General features: G+C 60.0%; 14 protein-coding genes and 1 tRNA gene. All 15 read right to left on the minus strand.

Features of this window, described 5'->3' with window-relative positions:
• Positions 1-95, minus strand: a 95-nt coding sequence (locus CEJ45_RS24010; RefSeq protein ID WP_005434227.1) for a GTP-binding protein, incomplete at its 3' end; no start/stop codon positions are given.
• A 109-nt stretch (positions 96-204) separates the two neighbouring features.
• Positions 205-2,310: an elongation factor G gene (gene fusA / locus CEJ45_RS24015; RefSeq protein ID WP_013232184.1), complete on the minus strand. Its 2,106-nt coding sequence runs from the start codon at positions 2,308-2,310 to the stop codon at positions 205-207.
• Positions 2,311-2,436: 126 nt separating this feature from the next.
• Positions 2,437-2,907, minus strand: coding sequence for a 30S ribosomal protein S7 (gene rpsG / locus CEJ45_RS24020; protein WP_006465489.1), 471 nt, complete (start codon positions 2,905-2,907; stop codon positions 2,437-2,439).
• A gap of 158 nt (positions 2,908-3,065) precedes the next feature.
• Positions 3,066-3,449, minus strand: coding sequence for a 30S ribosomal protein S12 (gene rpsL, locus CEJ45_RS24025; RefSeq protein WP_006465490.1), 384 nt, complete (start codon positions 3,447-3,449; stop codon positions 3,066-3,068).
• 353 nt (positions 3,450-3,802) lie between these two features.
• Positions 3,803-4,762, minus strand: a complete 960-nt coding sequence (locus CEJ45_RS24030; protein WP_338152881.1) for a TonB-dependent receptor domain-containing protein — start codon at positions 4,760-4,762, stop codon at positions 3,803-3,805.
• Between the two features lie 359 nt (positions 4,763-5,121).
• Positions 5,122-9,363, minus strand: coding sequence for a DNA-directed RNA polymerase subunit beta' (rpoC, locus tag CEJ45_RS24035; RefSeq protein ID WP_088757505.1), 4,242 nt, complete (start codon positions 9,361-9,363; stop codon positions 5,122-5,124).
• 284 nt (positions 9,364-9,647) lie between these two features.
• On the minus strand, positions 9,648-13,754 hold the full coding sequence (gene rpoB, locus CEJ45_RS24040; protein WP_088757506.1) for a DNA-directed RNA polymerase subunit beta: 4,107 nt from the start codon (positions 13,752-13,754) through the stop codon (positions 9,648-9,650).
• 279 nt (positions 13,755-14,033) lie between these two features.
• The gene (gene rplL, locus CEJ45_RS24045) at positions 14,034-14,411 is read right to left on the minus strand and encodes a 50S ribosomal protein L7/L12 (RefSeq protein WP_034333536.1); all 378 of its coding nucleotides are present in this window, start codon (positions 14,409-14,411) and stop codon (positions 14,034-14,036) included.
• A 96-nt stretch (positions 14,412-14,507) separates the two neighbouring features.
• Positions 14,508-15,005, minus strand: coding sequence for a 50S ribosomal protein L10 (gene rplJ / locus CEJ45_RS24050; protein ID WP_041309939.1), 498 nt, complete (start codon positions 15,003-15,005; stop codon positions 14,508-14,510).
• Positions 15,006-15,340: 335 nt separating this feature from the next.
• On the minus strand, positions 15,341-16,036 hold the full coding sequence (gene rplA / locus CEJ45_RS24055; protein ID WP_008334113.1) for a 50S ribosomal protein L1: 696 nt from the start codon (positions 16,034-16,036) through the stop codon (positions 15,341-15,343).
• A complete protein-coding gene (rplK, locus tag CEJ45_RS24060; protein ID WP_007875265.1) occupies positions 16,036-16,467 on the minus strand; it encodes a 50S ribosomal protein L11 in 432 nt (143 codons plus the stop codon). The genes rplA and rplK overlap by 1 nt, the downstream gene beginning before the upstream one ends.
• A 160-nt stretch (positions 16,468-16,627) precedes the next feature.
• On the minus strand, positions 16,628-17,218 hold the full coding sequence (nusG, locus tag CEJ45_RS24065) for a transcription termination/antitermination protein NusG (protein WP_034333546.1): 591 nt from the start codon (positions 17,216-17,218) through the stop codon (positions 16,628-16,630).
• Between the two features lies 1 nt (position 17,219).
• Positions 17,220-17,600, minus strand: a complete 381-nt coding sequence (gene secE / locus CEJ45_RS24070) for a preprotein translocase subunit SecE (RefSeq protein ID WP_013232176.1) — start codon at positions 17,598-17,600, stop codon at positions 17,220-17,222.
• Positions 17,601-17,631: 31 nt separating this feature from the next.
• Positions 17,632-17,707 (minus strand) — tRNA-Trp (locus tag CEJ45_RS24075).
• 73 nt (positions 17,708-17,780) lie between these two features.
• Positions 17,781-17,875, minus strand: a 95-nt coding sequence (locus tag CEJ45_RS24080) for an EF-Tu C-terminal domain-related protein (protein ID WP_017455451.1), incomplete at its 5' end; no start/stop codon positions are given.

Genomic DNA, 17,875 nt, shown 5'->3' on the forward strand with positions numbered 1-17,875 from the left:
ATTGCAGCGGTCAGGGTGGTCTTGCCGTGGTCAACGTGACCGATGGTGCCGACGTTCACGTGCGGCTTGGTCCGTTCAAACTTGCCTTTTGCCATTTTAAATTTCCTTCAAAAGAACGATATGTTCGATGTTCAATATTCAATGTGTGGCCGGTGATCCAGCCAGCGATCCCCTCCGCTCGGAAGGGATCGCCATTCCTGCAACTTACTTGGCCTTGGAAGTGACGATTGCGTCGATCACGTTCTTGGGCGCTTCGGAGTAGTGCTTGAATTCCATCGAGTAGGTTGCACGGCCTTGGGTAGCCGAACGCAGCGTGGTCGAGTAACCAAACATTTCCGACAGGGGCACTTCAGCCTTGATGATCTTGCCACCACCGCCGGCGATTTCATCCATGCCCTGGACCATGCCACGGCGGGAGGACAGGTCGCCCATCACGGTACCGGCGTAATCTTCCGGGGTTTCCACTTCGACAGCCATCATCGGTTCCAGGATGACGGGGCTGGCGCGGCGGCAACCTTCCTTGAAGGCCATCGAACCGGCCATGCGGAAGGCGTTTTCGTTCGAGTCCACATCGTGGTACGAACCGAAGAACAGGGTGACCTTGACGTCAACGACAGGGTAACCAGCCAGCACGCCGGTGTTCAGGGTTTCACGCACGCCCTTTTCAACGGCGGGGATGAATTCGCGAGGAACGGTACCGCCCTTGATCGCGTCGACGAACTCGAAGCCCTTGCCGGCTTCTTGCGGCTCGATCTTCAGGACGACGTGACCGTACTGACCACGACCACCCGACTGCTTGACGAACTTGCCTTCGGATTCTTCGCAGGTCTTGCGGATGGTTTCGCGGTAAGCCACTTGCGGCTTGCCGACGGTGGCTTCCACGTTGAATTCGCGCTTCATGCGGTCAACGATGATGTCCAAGTGCAGCTCGCCCATACCGGCGATGATGGTCTGGCCCGATTCTTCGTCGGTACGCACGCGGAACGACGGATCTTCAGCAGCCAGGCGGTTCAGGGCCAGGCCCATCTTTTCCTGGTCGGCCTTGGTCTTGGGTTCCACAGCCTGCGAGATCACCGGCTCGGGGAAGACCATGCGCTCCAGCACGACCATTGCCTTGTCGTCGCACAGGGTGTCACCGGTGGTGGTGTCCTTCAGGCCCACGACGGCGGCGATGTCACCGGCCATCATTTCCTTGATTTCTTCACGCTGGTTGGCGTGCATCTGAACGATACGGCCGATACGTTCCTTCTTCGACTTCACCGAGTTCAGCACGGTGTCGCCCGAGTTCAGGGTACCGGAGTAGCAACGGATGAAGCACAGCTGGCCCACGAACGGGTCGGTGGCGATCTTGAAGGCCAGGGCGGAGAACTTCTCGTCGTCCTTGGCTTCGCGCACGACCGGCTCGTCGTCTTCGTTCAGGCCCGGAACCGGGGGGATGTCCACCGGCGACGGCAGGTACTCGACCACGCCGTCCAGCATGGCTTGCACGCCCTTGTTCTTGAAGGCGGTGCCGCACATCATCGGGACGATTTCGCCGGAGATGGTGCGTTGACGGATCGCGCCCTTGATTTCGGCTTCGGTCAGGTCGCCTTCTTCCAGGTACTTGTTCATCAGGTCTTCCGATGCTTCAGCAGCGGTTTCGACCAGGTTTTCACGCCACTTCTGCGCGTCAGCCTTCAGGTGCTCGGGGATGTCGCGGTAGTCGAACTTCATGCCCTGGGAAGCGTCGTCCCAGTAGATTGCGCGCATCTTGACCAGGTCGATCACGCCTTCGAAGTTTTCTTCGGCGCCGATAGGCACTTGCATCGGGATCGGGTTGGCCTTCAGGCGAGCACGCATCTGCTCGTAGACCTTGAAGAAGTTGGCACCGGTACGGTCCATCTTGTTGACGAAGGCCAGACGCGGGACCTTGTACTTGTTGGCCTGACGCCACACGGTTTCCGACTGCGGCTGCACGCCGCCCACTGCACAGTAGACCATGCAGGCGCCGTCGAGCACGCGCATCGAACGTTCCACTTCGATGGTGAAGTCAACGTGACCCGGGGTGTCGATGATGTTGATGTGGTGGGCGGGGAAGTTGTTCGCCATGCCCTTCCAGTAACAGGTGGTAGCAGCCGAGGTGATGGTGATACCACGCTCTTGTTCCTGCTCCATCCAGTCCATGGTGGCGGCGCCGTCGTGCACTTCACCGATCTTGTGGTTCACACCGGTGTAGAACAGCACGCGCTCGGTCGTGGTGGTCTTGCCAGCATCGATGTGCGCGGAGATACCGATGTTGCGGTAGCGCTCAATGGGGGTCTTGCGAGCCATGATTTATTCCTAAGTCTTTAATGCACGAAACCGAGCGTCATTTTTTTCAAATAAACGCTCGGCTCGAACCAATTTAGATGCAGGCCAGGAAACACCCGGATAGGGTCCGCCCCAGCCCAGTCTTGATTAGAAGCGGAAGTGCGAGAACGCCTTGTTCGCTTCTGCCATACGGTGCACTTCATCACGACGCTTCATGGCGCCACCACGGCCTTCGGCAGCTTCCATCAGTTCACCACCCAGGCGCTGCGGCATCGACTTTTCGCTGCGCTTGTTGGCGGCTTCACGCAGCCAGCGCATCGACAGGGCCATACGGCGCACCGGACGCACTTCAACGGGCACCTGGTAGTTGGCGCCACCGACGCGGCGGGACTTCACTTCCACCATCGGCTTGCAGTTGTTCAGGGCTGCGGAGAACACTTCCAGCGGGTCCTTGCCCGACTTGGTCTGGATGTAGTCGAAGGCACCGTAGATGATGTTTTCAGCGACGGACTTCTTGCCCGACAGCATCAGCACGTTCACAAACTTGGCGACTTCAACGTTGCCGAACTTCGGATCCGGCAGAATTTCCCGCTTGGGGACTTCACGACGACGTGGCATTTCGATTCCTTTCAATCTTCAGTTGAGTGGGCGAACCCTGCTTCAACTTCGCCTGCACTCGCGGAGAGCCATCATGGCTTCCACTTACTCGGCCCAACCTGGACCGACTCTGAGTCTGTTCACACGACGCGCGAAAGCGTCATGATAAACACCAATTATTACTTCTTCGCTGCCTTGGCGCGCTTGGCACCGTACTTCGAGCGAGCTTGCTTACGATCCTTGACGCCCTGGGTATCCAGTGCACCGCGAACCATGTGGTAACGCACACCCGGCAAGTCCTTCACACGGCCGCCGCGGATCAGCACGACGCTGTGTTCTTGCAGGTTGTGGCCTTCACCGCCGATGTACGAAATGACTTCGAAACCGTTGGTCAGGCGCACCTTGGCCACCTTACGCAGCGCCGAGTTCGGCTTCTTCGGGGTGGTGGTGTACACGCGGGTGCAGACACCGCGCTTTTGCGGGCTGTTTTCCAGCGCCGGCGACTTGCTCTTCACGATCGCGCGGACACGTGGTTTGCTAATCAGTTGATTGATGGTTGGCATCGTTTTAATCCAACAAAGTACAACATTGAAAACAGGTTCCGGAATCGGTTGCCCGGAACCACACAGGAAACTCTTGTGCGCAAGACAATGCGCAAATCGGATTTAAGACCGCAAGGGAAGGTAGCGTCGCAGAAGCGATGTTTCAGACCAAAGAACGCATAAGCCCGGGAGAGCCTAAATTCGAGAACTCGCGAGTGTACGCCGGAATGTCCAGCGGGTCAACCCGAACGGGGCTGCCGCGCCGAATTGACGCGGTTTATGGCCATTTCGCCACGGTTTACAGGTGGCGAAATGGCAATGTTTTCCCTCATGCAAAAGTTGAGTGCAGTTGCTCCGTTGCCTGGGGGACAAGTTCAGCCGCGCGGCAGTGCCTCGACCATGTTGCGCCACTGCATCGTCTCTGGCTGGCCTCGGTCGCGGCGGGAGAAGAAGTTGACGATCTGCTTCCCCTGCGCATCGTAGAACTCCACTGAAGTGATCATGCCGTGATCAGTCGGGCGGCGCACCACCCAGCCGTGATCCACCGCCTTGGCGCGCAGGTGCAGGTTGAAATCCGGATCGAGGACGTTGTCGGTCCAGCTCCAGTACTTGCGATCGAACAGGTTGCGGATGCCGGCGGTGACGGTCATGTTGCGGGTGAGGTGAACCCCACCCGAGAGATCCATCACGAAGAAGGAGGGCGAAACGAAGTTGGTGGCGGTCGGGATGTCTTCCTTCTTCTTGGCCGCGTTGTAGACCAGGTCGCCCTGCACGAACCATTGCTGGGGACGCTCATAACGCAGGCCCGTCACCACCGACAGCGGGGCCACGGACTCCAGCCCCTGCTCCACGCCATTGGCCGTCGTGGTGCCCTTGGTCCAGGCGAAGCCGCCCTTGACGGTGAAGCCATTGTCGAGCGCGTAATCGATGCGCCCTTCCAGCCCGTGAATCTCGGCCTTGGCCGCATTGCGGTACTGGAAGATGGTCGGGTTGGCCACCGTGAGGTTGCCGCGCACGGTGACCAGGTCGATGAAGTTGCGGTAATTGCCCTTGTACGCCGCCGCGCTGTAGCGCAGCGCGCCGGGCCCGGCCGCCAGCTTGCCGCGCAGGCCGACTTCGACGGTGTTGCTCGTTTCGGGCTTGAGGTCCGGATTGGAGATCTGGCGATAGACGGTATTGTTGAAGAAGGAATTGATCTCCTGCGGCGAAGGCGAACGGAAGCCGCGCGCATATTGGATATAGGGAATGAACGCCGGTGTGACCTCATAGAGGAAAGCCAGGCGCGGCGAGAAGGCGCTGTCGCGGCTGCTCACTGCCGGCTGCCCGTTGGCGATGGCCTGGGCATCGTACTTGGCGCTACTAGCGCTGGCTGGCTACCTCTTGGATAAAAACGGCCTGCGGGCGCAGGTCGTCGTCGATATGAAGTTTGATTCCACGCGACAGGAATCAGATGAGAATCATTATTATTTGTAGATGATAAAAGATTCACTCATCCTTGGCAATGCCGCAAGCAGCAAGGCCTACCGCCAGTAGGGATAAACAGGGATATGAAGGCCATGATGCCCCGGCCAACACCTCCATGAACGAAAAAACGGCACCGGAATTGCTTCCGGTGCCGTTTTCTCTTGCAGCTTGTTGTCTTGCCGGGGCGGCCGGTCCTGCTGGCCGCCCCGTATTGCCTTGCCGACGATGCTTACGCTTCGCCTTCGCCGCCACCGATGGATTCGGTCGAGGAGACTTCCTCGTCGGCGAAGTCGGAACGGGAGGCACGTTCGGCTTCGAGCAGTGCTGCGCGCTCTTCGGCTTCCCATGCATCCTTTTCCTTGCGGGCGCGGTGGAAGGCCAGGCCAGTACCGGCCGGGATCAGGCGGCCGACGATGACGTTTTCCTTCAGGCCGCGCAGGCCGTCCTTCTTGCCCATGATGGCTGCTTCGGTCAGCACGCGGGTGGTTTCCTGGAACGATGCGGCCGAGATGAAGGAGTCGGTCGACAGCGATGCCTTGGTAATACCCAGCAGCACGTTTTCGTAGGTCGCCGGGATCTTGCCTTCGGCGGTCACGCGGTCGTTCTCGTCCAGCAGTTCGGAGCGCTCGACCTGCTCACCGGTGATGTAGTTGGTGTCGCCCGGCTCCACCACTTGCACGCGGCGCAGCATCTGGCGCACGATCACTTCGATGTGCTTGTCGTTGATCTTCACGCCCTGCAGACGGTACACGTCCTGCACTTCGTCCACGATGTAACGGGCCAGCGCTTCGATACCCAGCAGGCGCAGGATGTCCTGCGGATCGGCCGGACCGTCGACGATCATTTCGCCCTTGTTCACCACCTGGCCGTCGTGCACCAGCACTTGCTTGTCCTTGGTGATCAGGAACTCGTGCTTGGTACCTTCCATGTCGGTGATTTCCAGACGCTGCTTGCCCTTGGTTTCCTTGCCGAAGGCAACGGTACCAGTGACTTCGGCCAGCATGCCGGCATCCTTGGGCGAACGGGCTTCGAACAGCTCGGCCACGCGCGGCAGACCACCGGTAATGTCACGGGTCTTCTGCGATTCGGTCGGGATACGGGCCAGCACTTCACCCACATGCACTTGCTGACCGTCCTTGACGGTGATCAGCGCGCCAACCTGGAAGCCGATGGTCACCGAGTGTTCGGTGCCGGCGATCTTCACTTCTTCGCCTTGTTCGTTCAGCAGTTTCACCTGCGGACGCATGACCTTGGAGGACGGACCACGACGCTTCGCATCGATGACCACCAGGGTCGACAGACCGGTGACTTCATCGATCTGCTTGGCCACGGTCGAACCCTCTTCCACGTTTTCGAACTTCACGGTACCGGAGTACTCGGTGATGATCGGACGGGTCAGCGGATCCCAGGTTGCCAGGGCGGTACCGGCCTTGATGGTCAGGCCATCCTTGACGATCAGGGTGGCGCCGTACGGCACTTTGTGACGCTCGCGCTCACGGCCCAGGTCGTCGGTGATCAGCACTTCGCCGGAACGGGAAATGACGATCTGTTCGCCCTTGCCATTGGTCACGTAACGCATCGTGGCGGTGAAGCGCACGGTGCCGTTGGACTTGGCTTCCACCGAGGAGGCCACCGCTGCACGCGATGCTGCACCACCGATGTGGAAGGTACGCATGGTCAGCTGGGTACCCGGCTCACCGATGGACTGCGCAGCCACCACACCGACGGCTTCACCGGAGTTCACCAGCAGGCCACGGCCCAGGTCGCGGCCATAGCACTTGGCGCACAGGCCATAGCGGGTGTCGCAGGTCAGCGGGGTACGAACCTTCACTTCGTCGATACCCATGCGTTCGATCTCTTCGACCTTGTCTTCGTCCAGCAGGGTGCCGGCTTCGTACAGGGTGGATTGATCTTCCGGGTTGACGATGTCGGTCGCAGCCACACGGCCGAGGATACGGTCGCGCAGGGCTTCGATGACTTCACCGCCTTCCACCAGCGCCTTCATGGCCGAACCGTTGGAGGTGCCGCAATCGTCTTCGATCACGACCAGATCCTGGGTCACGTCCACCAGACGACGGGTCAGGTAACCGGAGTTTGCGGTCTTCAGCGCGGTGTCGGCCAGACCCTTACGGGCGCCGTGCGTCGAGATGAAGTACTGCAACACGTTCAGGCCTTCGCGGAAGTTCGCGGTAATCGGCGTTTCAATGATGGAGCCGTCAGGCTTGGCCATCAGGCCGCGCATACCAGCCAGCTGGCGGATCTGGGCAGCCGAACCACGGGCGCCGGAGTCGGCCATCATGTAAATCGCGTTGAACGATTCCTGGGTGGTCTTCTTGCCTTCGCGGGTGACGACGTCTTCGACCTTCAGCTGGTCCATCATGGCCTTGCCGACTTCGTCGCCGGCCTTGCCCCAGATGTCCACCACCTTGTTGTAACGCTCGCCTGCGGTCACCAGACCGGAGGAGTACTGCTGTTCGATCTGCTTGACTTCCGATTCGGCAGCCGCAATCAGGGTGGCCTTTTGCGGCGGCACCAGCATGTCGTCCACGCAGATGGAGATACCGGCGCGGGTCGCCAGGCGGAAGCCCGACTGCATCAGCTGGTCGGCAAACACGACGGTGGCACGCAGACCGCACTTGCGGAAGGACGTGTTGATCAGCTTCGAGATTTCCTTCTTCTTCAGCGCGCGGTTCAGCACCGAGAACGGCAGGCCCTTGGGCAGGATCTCGGAGAGGATGGCGCGGCCGACGGTGGTCTCGTAGCGCTTGACGGTACGCACGAATTCGCCGGTGACCGGATCCTTCGGGTGTTCCACGATACGCACGGTGATACGGGTGGCCAGCTCGACTTCCTTGTTGTCGTAAGCGCGGATGACTTCCGACACGTCCTGGAACATCATGCCTTCGTTCTTGCCGTTGATGGCTTCACGGGTGGCATAGTACAGACCCAGCACGATATCCTGGGACGGCACGATCGACGGTTCGCCGTTGGACGGGAACAGGATGTTGTTGGAGGCCAGCATCAGGGTGCGGGCTTCCATCTGCGCTTCGATCGACAGCGGCACGTGGACGGCCATCTGGTCGCCGTCGAAGTCGGCGTTGAACGCCGCGCAAACCAGCGGGTGCAGCTGGATCGCCTTGCCTTCGATCAGGACCGGCTCGAACGCCTGGATGCCCAGACGGTGCAGGGTCGGCGCGCGGTTCAGCATGACCGGGTGTTCGCGGATGACTTCTTCCAGGATGTCCCAGACCACCGGCTCTTGCGCTTCCACCAGCTTCTTGGCGGCCTTGATGGTGGTCGACAGACCCATCAGTTCCAGCTTGTTGAAGATGAAGGGCTTGAACAGTTCCAGGGCCATCAGCTTGGGCAGGCCGCACTGGTGCAGCTTCAGCTGCGGGCCCACCACGATGACCGAACGGCCCGAGTAGTCCACGCGCTTGCCCAGCAGGTTTTGACGGAAACGACCGCCCTTGCCCTTGATCATTTCGGCCAGCGACTTCAGCGGACGCTTGTTGGCGCCGGTCATGGCCTTGCCGCGACGACCGTTGTCCAGCAGCGAGTCGACCGCTTCCTGCAGCATGCGCTTTTCGTTGCGCGTGATGATTTCAGGTGCGCGCAGTTCCATCAATCGCTTGAGACGATTATTGCGGTTGATCACGCGGCGATACAGGTCGTTCAGGTCGGAGGTCGCGAAGCGGCCGCCATCCAGCGGCACCAGCGGACGCAGTTCCGGCGGCAGCACGGGCAGCACTTCCATGATCATCCAGTCGGGCTTGATGCCCGAGCGCTGGAACGCCTCCAGCACCTTCAGGCGCTTGGCGTACTTCTTGATCTTGGCTTCGGACTTGGAGTCCTTCAGTTCCTGGCGCAGGGTTTCCGCTTCGCGGTCGATGTCGATCGAGCGCAGCAGTTCGCGGATACCTTCGGCGCCCATGAAGGCGATGAAGTCGTCGCCGTACTCTTCGTACTTGGCGGCGTAATCGTCTTCGGACATGATCTGGCACTTCTTCAGCGGGGTCATGCCAGGATCGGTCACGACGTAGGCTTCGAAGTACAGCACGCGCTCGATGTCGCGCAGGGTCATGTCCAGCACCATGCCCAGACGGGACGGCAGCGACTTCAGGAACCAGATGTGGGCAGTCGGGGAAGCCAGCTCGATGTGGCCCATGCGCTCACGGCGCACCTTGGCCAGGGTCACTTCCACGCCGCACTTCTCGCAGATCACGCCACGGTGCTTCAGGCGCTTGTACTTGCCGCACAGGCACTCGTAGTCCTTGATGGGGCCGAAGATCTTGGCGCAGAACAGGCCGTCGCGCTCAGGCTTGAAGGTACGGTAGTTGATGGTTTCCGGCTTCTTGACTTCGCCGAAGGACCACGAGCGGATCTTGTCAGGCGAAGCCAGACCGATCTTGATCGCGTCGAATTGTTCGTTTTGCTGGACTTGCTTGAATAGATCGAGCAGTGCTTTCATGTATCACTCCAGGTTGGCGTGAGAAACTAAATTTACGTGTGGCCGGTTCACCCTGCTTAACCCTGTTCGCATCGGCGGGAGAGCCAGCGAAGCCTCTGCTTCGTGGTGCCGCTCGATACCGGGACAGACCTCCCCAGCTTACTGCCGTACTTCGCTTGAATCTTTTGAATCTCTTGATTCGTTCACATCGCCCGTGGAGCGATGCGTCAATACTGAATTCTTGAATTCTTGGTTCGCCGGAAAAACCGGCGGGGTGCGCAGCCTGCGCCGCGCACCCCTTTACATCATTCGCGTTCCAGGTCGATGTCGATACCCAGCGAGCGGATTTCCTTCACCAACACGTTGAAGGATTCCGGCATGCCGGCATCGATCACGTGGTCGCCCTTGACCAGGTTCTCGTACACCTTGGTGCGGCCGTTCACGTCGTCGGACTTGACCGTCAGCATTTCCTGCAGGACGTAGGAGGCACCGTAAGCTTCCAGTGCCCACACTTCCATTTCGCCGAAACGCTGGCCGCCGAACTGCGCCTTGCCGCCCAGCGGCTGCTGGGTCACCAGCGAGTACGGGCCGGTGGAACGAGCGTGCATCTTGTCGTCGACCAGGTGGTGCAGCTTCAGGTAGTGCATGTAACCGACGGTCACGGTGCGCTCGAAGGCTTCACCGGTGCGGCCGTCATACATCGTGACCTGGTTCTTGGACGGGGTCATGCCCAGCTGCTTGGCGATCGGGTCCGGATAGGCCAGATCGAGCATGCGGCGGGTTTCTTCTTCATGTGCACCGTCAAACACCGGGGTCGCGAAGGGCACGCCCTTCTTCAGGTTGGTCACCAGCTCGATGATTTCCTCATCGGTGAACGAATCCAGCTCTTCCTTCTTGCCCGACTCGTTGTAGATGGTGGTCAGGAACTTGCGCAGTTCCGCCACCTTGGCTTGCGCCTGCACCATCTCGCCCAGACGCAGGCCCAGACCCTTGGCGGCCCAGCCCAGGTGAACTTCCAGCACCTGGCCGACGTTCATACGGGACGGAACACCCAGCGGGTTCAGCACGATGTCGGCGGGGGTACCGTCGGCCATGTGCGGCATGTCTTCGATCGGCAGAATGCGCGAAACCACACCCTTGTTACCGTGACGGCCGGCCATCTTGTCGCCAGGCTGCAGGCGGCGCTTCACGGCCAGGTAGACCTTGACCATCTTCTGCACGCCAGGCGGCAGTTCGTCGCCCTGGGTCAGCTTCTTGCGCTTCTCTTCGAAGGCCAGGTCGAACTGGTGACGCTTCTCGGCGATGGATTCCTTGATGGCTTCCAGCGCGTTGGCGATGTCGTCATCGGCCGGACGGATGTCGAACCAGTGGAACTTGTCCAGATCGTCCAGGTAAGCCTTGTCCAGCTTGGTGCCCTTGACCAGCTTCTTGGGGCCGCCGTTGGCGACCTTGCCGATCAACAGACGCTCCAGACGCTGGAAGGCATCGCCTTCCACGATACGCAGCTGGTCGTTCAGGTCCAGGCGATAGCGCTTGAGTTCATCGTCGATGATCTGCTGGGCGCGCTTGTCACGCTGGATGCCTTCGCGGGTGAACACCTGCACGTCGATGACGGTACCGACCATGCCCGAGGGCACGCGCAGCGAGGTGTCCTTCACGTCGGAAGCCTTCTCGCCGAAGATCGCGCGCAGCAGCTTCTCTTCCGGGGTCAGCTGGGTCTCGCCCTTCGGGGTGACCTTGCCGACCAGGGTGTCGCCAGCTTCGACTTCGGCGCCGATGTAGACGATACCCGACTCATCCAGGCGGGCCAGTTGGTTCTCGGCCAGGTTGGAGATGTCGCGGGTGATTTCTTCTGCACCGAGCTTGGTGTCACGTGCCACCACCGACAGTTCCTCGATGTGGATCGAGGTGTAGCGGTCATCAGCCACGACCTTTTCGGAGATCAGGATCGAGTCTTCGAAGTTGTAGCCGTTCCAGGGCATGAACGCCACCAGCATGTTCTGGCCCAGTGCCAGCTCGCCCATGTCGGTCGAGGCGCCGTCGGCGATCACGTCATGCTTGGCCACGCGGTCACCGATCTTGACGATCGGGCGCTGGTTGATGTTGGTGTTCTGGTTGGAACGGGTGTACTTGATCAGGTTGTAGATGTCCACACCGACTTCGCCCGCTTGCGCTTCGTCGTCGTTGACGCGGATCACCACACGGCCTGCATCGACGTAGTCCACCACGCCGCCACGCAGGGCTTGCACGGTAGTACCCGAGTCGACTGCCACGGTACGCTCGATGCCGGTGCCGACCAGCGGCTTTTCCGGACGCAGGCAAGGCACGGCCTGGCGCTGCATGTTGGCGCCCATCAGTGCACGGTTCGCGTCATCGTGTTCCAGGAACGGAATCAGCGAGGCTGCCACCGACACCACCTGGCCCGGGGCCACGTCCATGTACTGCACGCGTTCCGGCGAGACCAGGATGGTTTCGCCAGCTTCACGGGCCGACACCAGTTCGTCGGACAGCTTGCCTTCGCCGTCGATGGTCGCGTTCGCCTGGGCGATCACGTAACGACCTTCTTCGATGGCCGACAGGTAGTCGATCTGGTTGGTGACCTTGCTGCCCTCGACCTTGCGGTACGGGGTTTCCAGGAAACCGTATTCGTTCAGGCGGGCGTACAGCGCCAGCGAGTTGATCAGGCCGATGTTCGGGCCTTCAGGCGTTTCGATCGGGCAGACGCGGCCGTAGTGGGTCGGGTGCACGTCGCGCACTTCGAAGCCGGCGCGTTCGCGGGTCAGACCGCCAGGGCCCAGGGCGGAAACGCGGCGCTTGTGCGTGATTTCCGACAGCGGGTTGGTCTGGTCCATGAACTGCGACAGCTGGGACGAACCGAAGAACTCACGGATGGCAGCCGAGATCGGCTTGGAGTTGATCAGGTCGTGCGGCATCAGGTTGTCCGCCTCGGCTTGGCCCAGGCGTTCCTTGACGGCGCGCTCCACGCGCACGAGACCGGCGCGGAACTGGTTTTCGGCCAGTTCGCCCACGCAGCGCACGCGACGGTTGCCCAGGTGGTCGATGTCATCGACTTCGCCGCGGCCGTTACGCAGTTCGACCAGGATCTTGATGACGGCCAGGATGTCGTCATTGGACAGGGTCATCGGACCGGTCAGCTCGTCGCGGCTGACGCGACGGTTGAACTTCATGCGGCCCACGGCCGACAGGTCGTAGCGGTCTTCGCTGTAGAACAGGCCGTTGAACAGGGCTTCCACGGACTCTTCGGTCGGCGGTTCGCCAGGACGCATCATGCGATAGATCGCCACGCGCGCGGCGGTCTGGTCGGCGGTGTCGTCGGTGCGCAGGGTCTGCGAGATGTAGCCGCCCTGGTCCAGGTCGTTGGTGTACAGGGTCTGGATGGCCGAGATGTTGGCTTCGCGCAGCTTGGCCAGCAGTTCTTCGGTCAGCTCGTCGTTGGCGCTGGCCACGACTTCACCGGTGTCCGGATCGACGATGTTCTTGGCCAGCACGCGGCCCAGCAGGTAGTCCTCAGGCACGGAGATGTGCTTGATGCCGGCGGCTTCGATGTCACGCACGTGCTTGGCGTTGATGCGCTTGTCCTTGGCGACCATCACCTTGCCCGACTTGTCGGTGATGTCGAAACGTGCGACTTCACCGCGCAGGCGCTCGGAGACGAACTCCATGTCCGCGCCTTCGGCGTGCAGGTTGAAGTTGTCGAAGACGAAGAAGTTCGCCAGGATCTGCTCGGAGGTCATCCCGATGGCCTTCAACAGGATCGTCACCGGCATCTTGCGGCGGCGGTCGACGCGGAAGAACAGGATGTCCTTCGGGTCGAATTCGAAGTCCAGCCAAGAGCCACGGTAAGGAATGATGCGGGCCGAGAACAGCAGCTTGCCCGACGAGTGCGTCTTGCCGCGGTCGTGTTCGAAGAACACGCCCGGGGAGCGGTGCAGCTGGGACACGATCACGCGCTCGGTGCCGTTGATGACGAAGGAACCGGTGGTCGTCATCAGGGGCAGTTCGCCCATGTAGACTTCCTGCTCCTTCATTTCCTTGACGACCGGCTTGGTGGGCGACTCCTTGTCCAGGATCACCAGGCGCACCTTGGCGCGCAGCGGGGACGCGAAGGTCAGGCCACGTTGTTGGCACTCTTTGACGTCAAACGGCGGAGCGCCCAGCACATACGACAGGAATTCGAGGCGCGCAAAGCCATTGTGCGACACGATGGGGAAAATCGAGGTGAAAGCCGATTGCAGGCCTTCGTTCTTGCGTTCCGATGCAGCACGTTCGGGTTGCAGGAAATTCTGATACGACTCGATCTGAGTCGCGAGCAGGAACGGAACGTTGTGGACGTTTGCGCGTTTCGCGAAGGATTTGCGAATGCGCTTCTTCTCAGTAAATGAGTAGTGCATGGACACTCCGTGAGTGACAGGAAGGATAGAGAATTCAAGATTCGATCAGACCGCGCGACTTGCCGGGAAAGCAGTCCGGGCCATCGGCACTCAAATCTTCAAATGTCTACCCTAGTTTTTTGCTGAGATCGCGCTTAATATTCCCGACAACGAATACTGCGGCGCATCAACATCACCAGCAAAAATAAGAAACGACAAAGGAGCCAAAGCCGAATCCCTTTTTCAAGGGATTCTGCACTTTGACTCCGGAGTAATGACTCGCCTTGGTAGGCAAGAGAATTACTTCAGTTCGGCCTTGGCGCCAGCTTCTTCCAGCTTCTTCTTGGCAGCTTCAGCGTCAGCCTTGGCGATGCCTTCCTTGACCGGCTTCGGTGCACCGTCAACCAGATCCTTGGCTTCCTTCAGGCCCAGGCCGGTGATTTCACGGACGGCCTTGATGACGCCGACCTTGTTGGCGCCGACTTCAGCCAGCACAACGGTGAACTCGGTCTGCTCTTCAGCAGCAGCAGCGGCACCAGCACCACCGCCAGCGGCGGGAGCGGCCATTGCGGCAGCGGAAACACCAAACTTCTCTTCGAATGCCTTGACCAGGTCATTCAGTTCCATCACGGACAGCGCGCCAACGGCTTCCAGGATGTCTTCTTTGCTAATTGCCATTTGAAACTCCTAAATTTATTTCGGTAATAACATCAGATTGGTAGTGACGCGAAAGCGTCGAAACTGCAGAGCGGGGCCGCTTCAAGCGGCCGTGCCTCATGCGGCTTCGGCTTCCTTCTTGGCTGCCAGGGCAGCCAGAGCGCGCGCAAAGCCCGACACCGGAGCCTGCATCATGCCCAGGACCTGGGCCAGCAGAACTTCGCGAGACGGGATGTTTGCCAGCGAAGCCACAGCAGCCTTGTCCAGCTGCTTGCCTTCGTAGTTACCTGCCTTCACAACCAGCTTGTCGTTGGTCTTGGCAAAGTCGGACACGACTTTGGCAGCGGCCACGGCATCTTCCGAGATCGAGTAGATCAGCGGACCGGTCAGTTGCGGGGCGAGGTCGGCAAACTTCGTGCCTTCGATGGCGCGACGAGCCAGCGTGTTTTTCAACACGCGCAGGTACACGCCTTGGGCACGCGCTTGTGCGCGCAGTTGCGTCAAGGAACCAACCTGGATGCCACGGTATTCGGCCACGACGATCGTTTGCGCAGATGCAACCTTTGCGGAAACTTCGGCGACGACGGCCTTCTTGTCATTCAGATTGAGACTCAAGATCAACCTCCAAAAATAGTACTCGGCCACTACACAGGCCACTGCCTGCTTGCCTTGCACCGGTTCGAACACGGCGTCCGACGTTTAGGAGTTCACTGCAGCATAGGGCAAAACTGAATATGCTGCCTGAGACTACGAAACTTGCTCGGGTTCACCATCTGCGTTGGGTCCACTGGACTTGCGCCCAGCACTTTTAACTTCGTCCGGCTTGCTGCTGCCGGCTTCCGCCCAACGGTCTTTGAAGGCCTGCCGCAATCAATTGCTGATTGCGCTCAACTGCGACAGCCCAAAGAGATGCCCCGCTTCCTCACGGAAACGGGGACTGTATTGCTTGCTTAGGCAGCCAGGGAAGCCTGGTCCACGCGAACGCCAGCGCCCATGGTGGACGACAGAGCGATCTTGCGCAGGTACACACCCTTGCTGCTGGCCGGCTTGGCCTTGTTCAGGGCATCGATCAGGGCCAGCAGGTTGGCCTTCAGATCGGCGTCGGAGAACGACTTGCGGCCGATGGTGGCGTGGATGATACCGGACTTGTCGGTACGGTATTGCACTTGACCAGCCTTGGCGTTCTTGACGGCAGTGGCCACGTCCGGGGTCACGGTGCCAACCTTCGGGTTCGGCATCAGGCCACGGGGACCCAGGATCTGACCCAGGGTACCGACGATACGCATGGTGTCGGGCGAAGCGATGACGATGTCGAACGGCATGTCGCCGGCCTTCACGCGCTCTGCCAGGTCTTCCATGCCGACCACGTCAGCGCCAGCTGCCTTGGCAGCTTCAGCCTTGTCGCCGGAGGCGAACACGGCCACGCGAACGGTCTTGCCGGTACCGGCAGGCAGCACCACCGAACCACGGACCACTTGGTCCGACTTCTTCGCGTCCACGCCCAGCTGGACGGCGACGTCGATCGATTCGTTGAACTTGGCGGTTGCAAATTCCTTGATCAGGGAAACGGCGTTGTCGAACGGATAGGCCTTGGTACGATCGACCTTTTCCTTCATTGCCTTGACGCGCTTGGATACCTTAGCCATTACAGACCCTCCACCGTGATGCCCATCGAACGTGCGGAACCAGCGATGGTACGCACGGCAGCTTCCAGATCAGCAGCGGTCAGGTCCGGCTTCTTCTGGGTTGCGATCTCTTCCGCTTGCTTGCGGGTGATCTTGCCGACCTTGTCGGTATGCGGCTTGGCGGAACCCTTCTGGATACCAGCAGCCTTCTTGATCAGGATCGTTGCCGGCGGGGTCTTCATCACGAAGGTGAAGGACTTGTCCGCGAAGGCGGTGATCACGACCGGAATCGGCAGACCGGGTTCGACACCTTGAGTCTGGGCGTTGAAGGCCTTGCAGAACTCCATGATGTTCAGACCGCGCTGACCCAGGGCCGGGCCGATCGGGGGGGACGGGTTTGCTTTACCAGCTGGCACTTGCAGCTTGATAAAACCAATAATCTTCTTTGCCATGACGGCTCCTTATTGATTGAGTTGTAGCGCCGTGTCATTCGCCTTGCGGCTCCTTACTGCGGCTCCTCGGATGACTGGATGATCGGACGATGACTTGTCCGGGACGCTCCAGCGGGCGTTGAAAACTTGACAGGGAAAGGCGGGATTCCGGAGGGCGGGATCAGACTTTTTCCAGTTGGCCGAATTCGAGTTCGACCGGGGTGGCGCGACCGAAGATGGTGACCGAGACGCGCACGCGCGATTTCTCGTAGTTCACTTCCTCGACGTTGCCGTTGAAGTCGGTGAACGGGCCTTCCTTGATGCGGACCATTTCGCCAACTTCGTAGAGCACCTTCGGACGGGGCTTCTCGACGCCTTCTTGCATCTGGCGGAGCAGCGAGTCCACTTCGCGCTGCGGCAGCGGGGTCGGACGATTCGACTTGCCACCGATGAAACCGGTCACTTTGGCGGTATTCTTCACCAGGTGCCAGGTTTCGTCCGTCATTTCCATCTCGACCAGGACGTAGCCCGGGAAGAAACGACGTTCGGTCACGGACTTGTGACCATTCTTCATATCAACGACTTCTTCAGTCGGCACCAGGATCTGGCCGAACTGTTCTTGCATGCCGGCGCGGTTGATGCGCTCGGTCAGCGCGCGCTGCACGCTCTTTTCCATGCCGGAATATGCATGCACCACGTACCAGCGCTTGTTTCCGGCGCTTGAAACGCTTTGCGCACCAATCGGTGCGCTGTCTTGCGTGCTATCGCTCATGTTATTTCCAGCCCAAAATTACGTCGTACAACAGGAACTCGAGCAACTTGTCCGTACCCCAGAGGAAGATCGCCATGATCAGCACGAATGCGAAGACCACCGCAGTGATCTGCATGGCTTCCTTGCGGGTGGGCCAGACGACTTTCTTGGTTTCGCGCACGGATTCCTTGGCGAAACCGACGAAGCCGCGGCCTTGTGCAGACGTCCAGGCAAACGCCACAGCCACCAGCAGACCGGCGACCAGGGCGACAGCGCGCACCGGAGTCGACTGATCAGACAACACAAAAAAACCGACCACGCCTGCAACCACAGCCACAATCGCCAATGCGATCTTGATCTTGTCGTTGGAGGTGTTGACGGTTTGAACTGGCTGGCTAGACATATTTACTTTCAGTACCCTGCACCAGATTCGGTGGCAGGGGCGGAGGGCATCGAACCCCCAACCTTCGGTTTTGGAGACCGACGCTCTGCCAATTGAGCTACGCCCCTACAAAAACTCGCGATTGAGACACGAATGCCGCGATACGTTACGCACCGCGGCAAAGTGTTTTACAGCTTGATCTTAGTCGAAGATCTTGGCAACCACGCCGGCGCCGACGGTACGGCCGCCTTCACGGATAGCGAAGCGCAGGCCTTCTTCCATGGCGATCGGGTTGA

The organism is Herbaspirillum aquaticum (assembly GCF_002213425.1).
Classification (GTDB): Bacteria; Pseudomonadota; Gammaproteobacteria; order Burkholderiales; family Burkholderiaceae_D; genus Herbaspirillum; species Herbaspirillum aquaticum.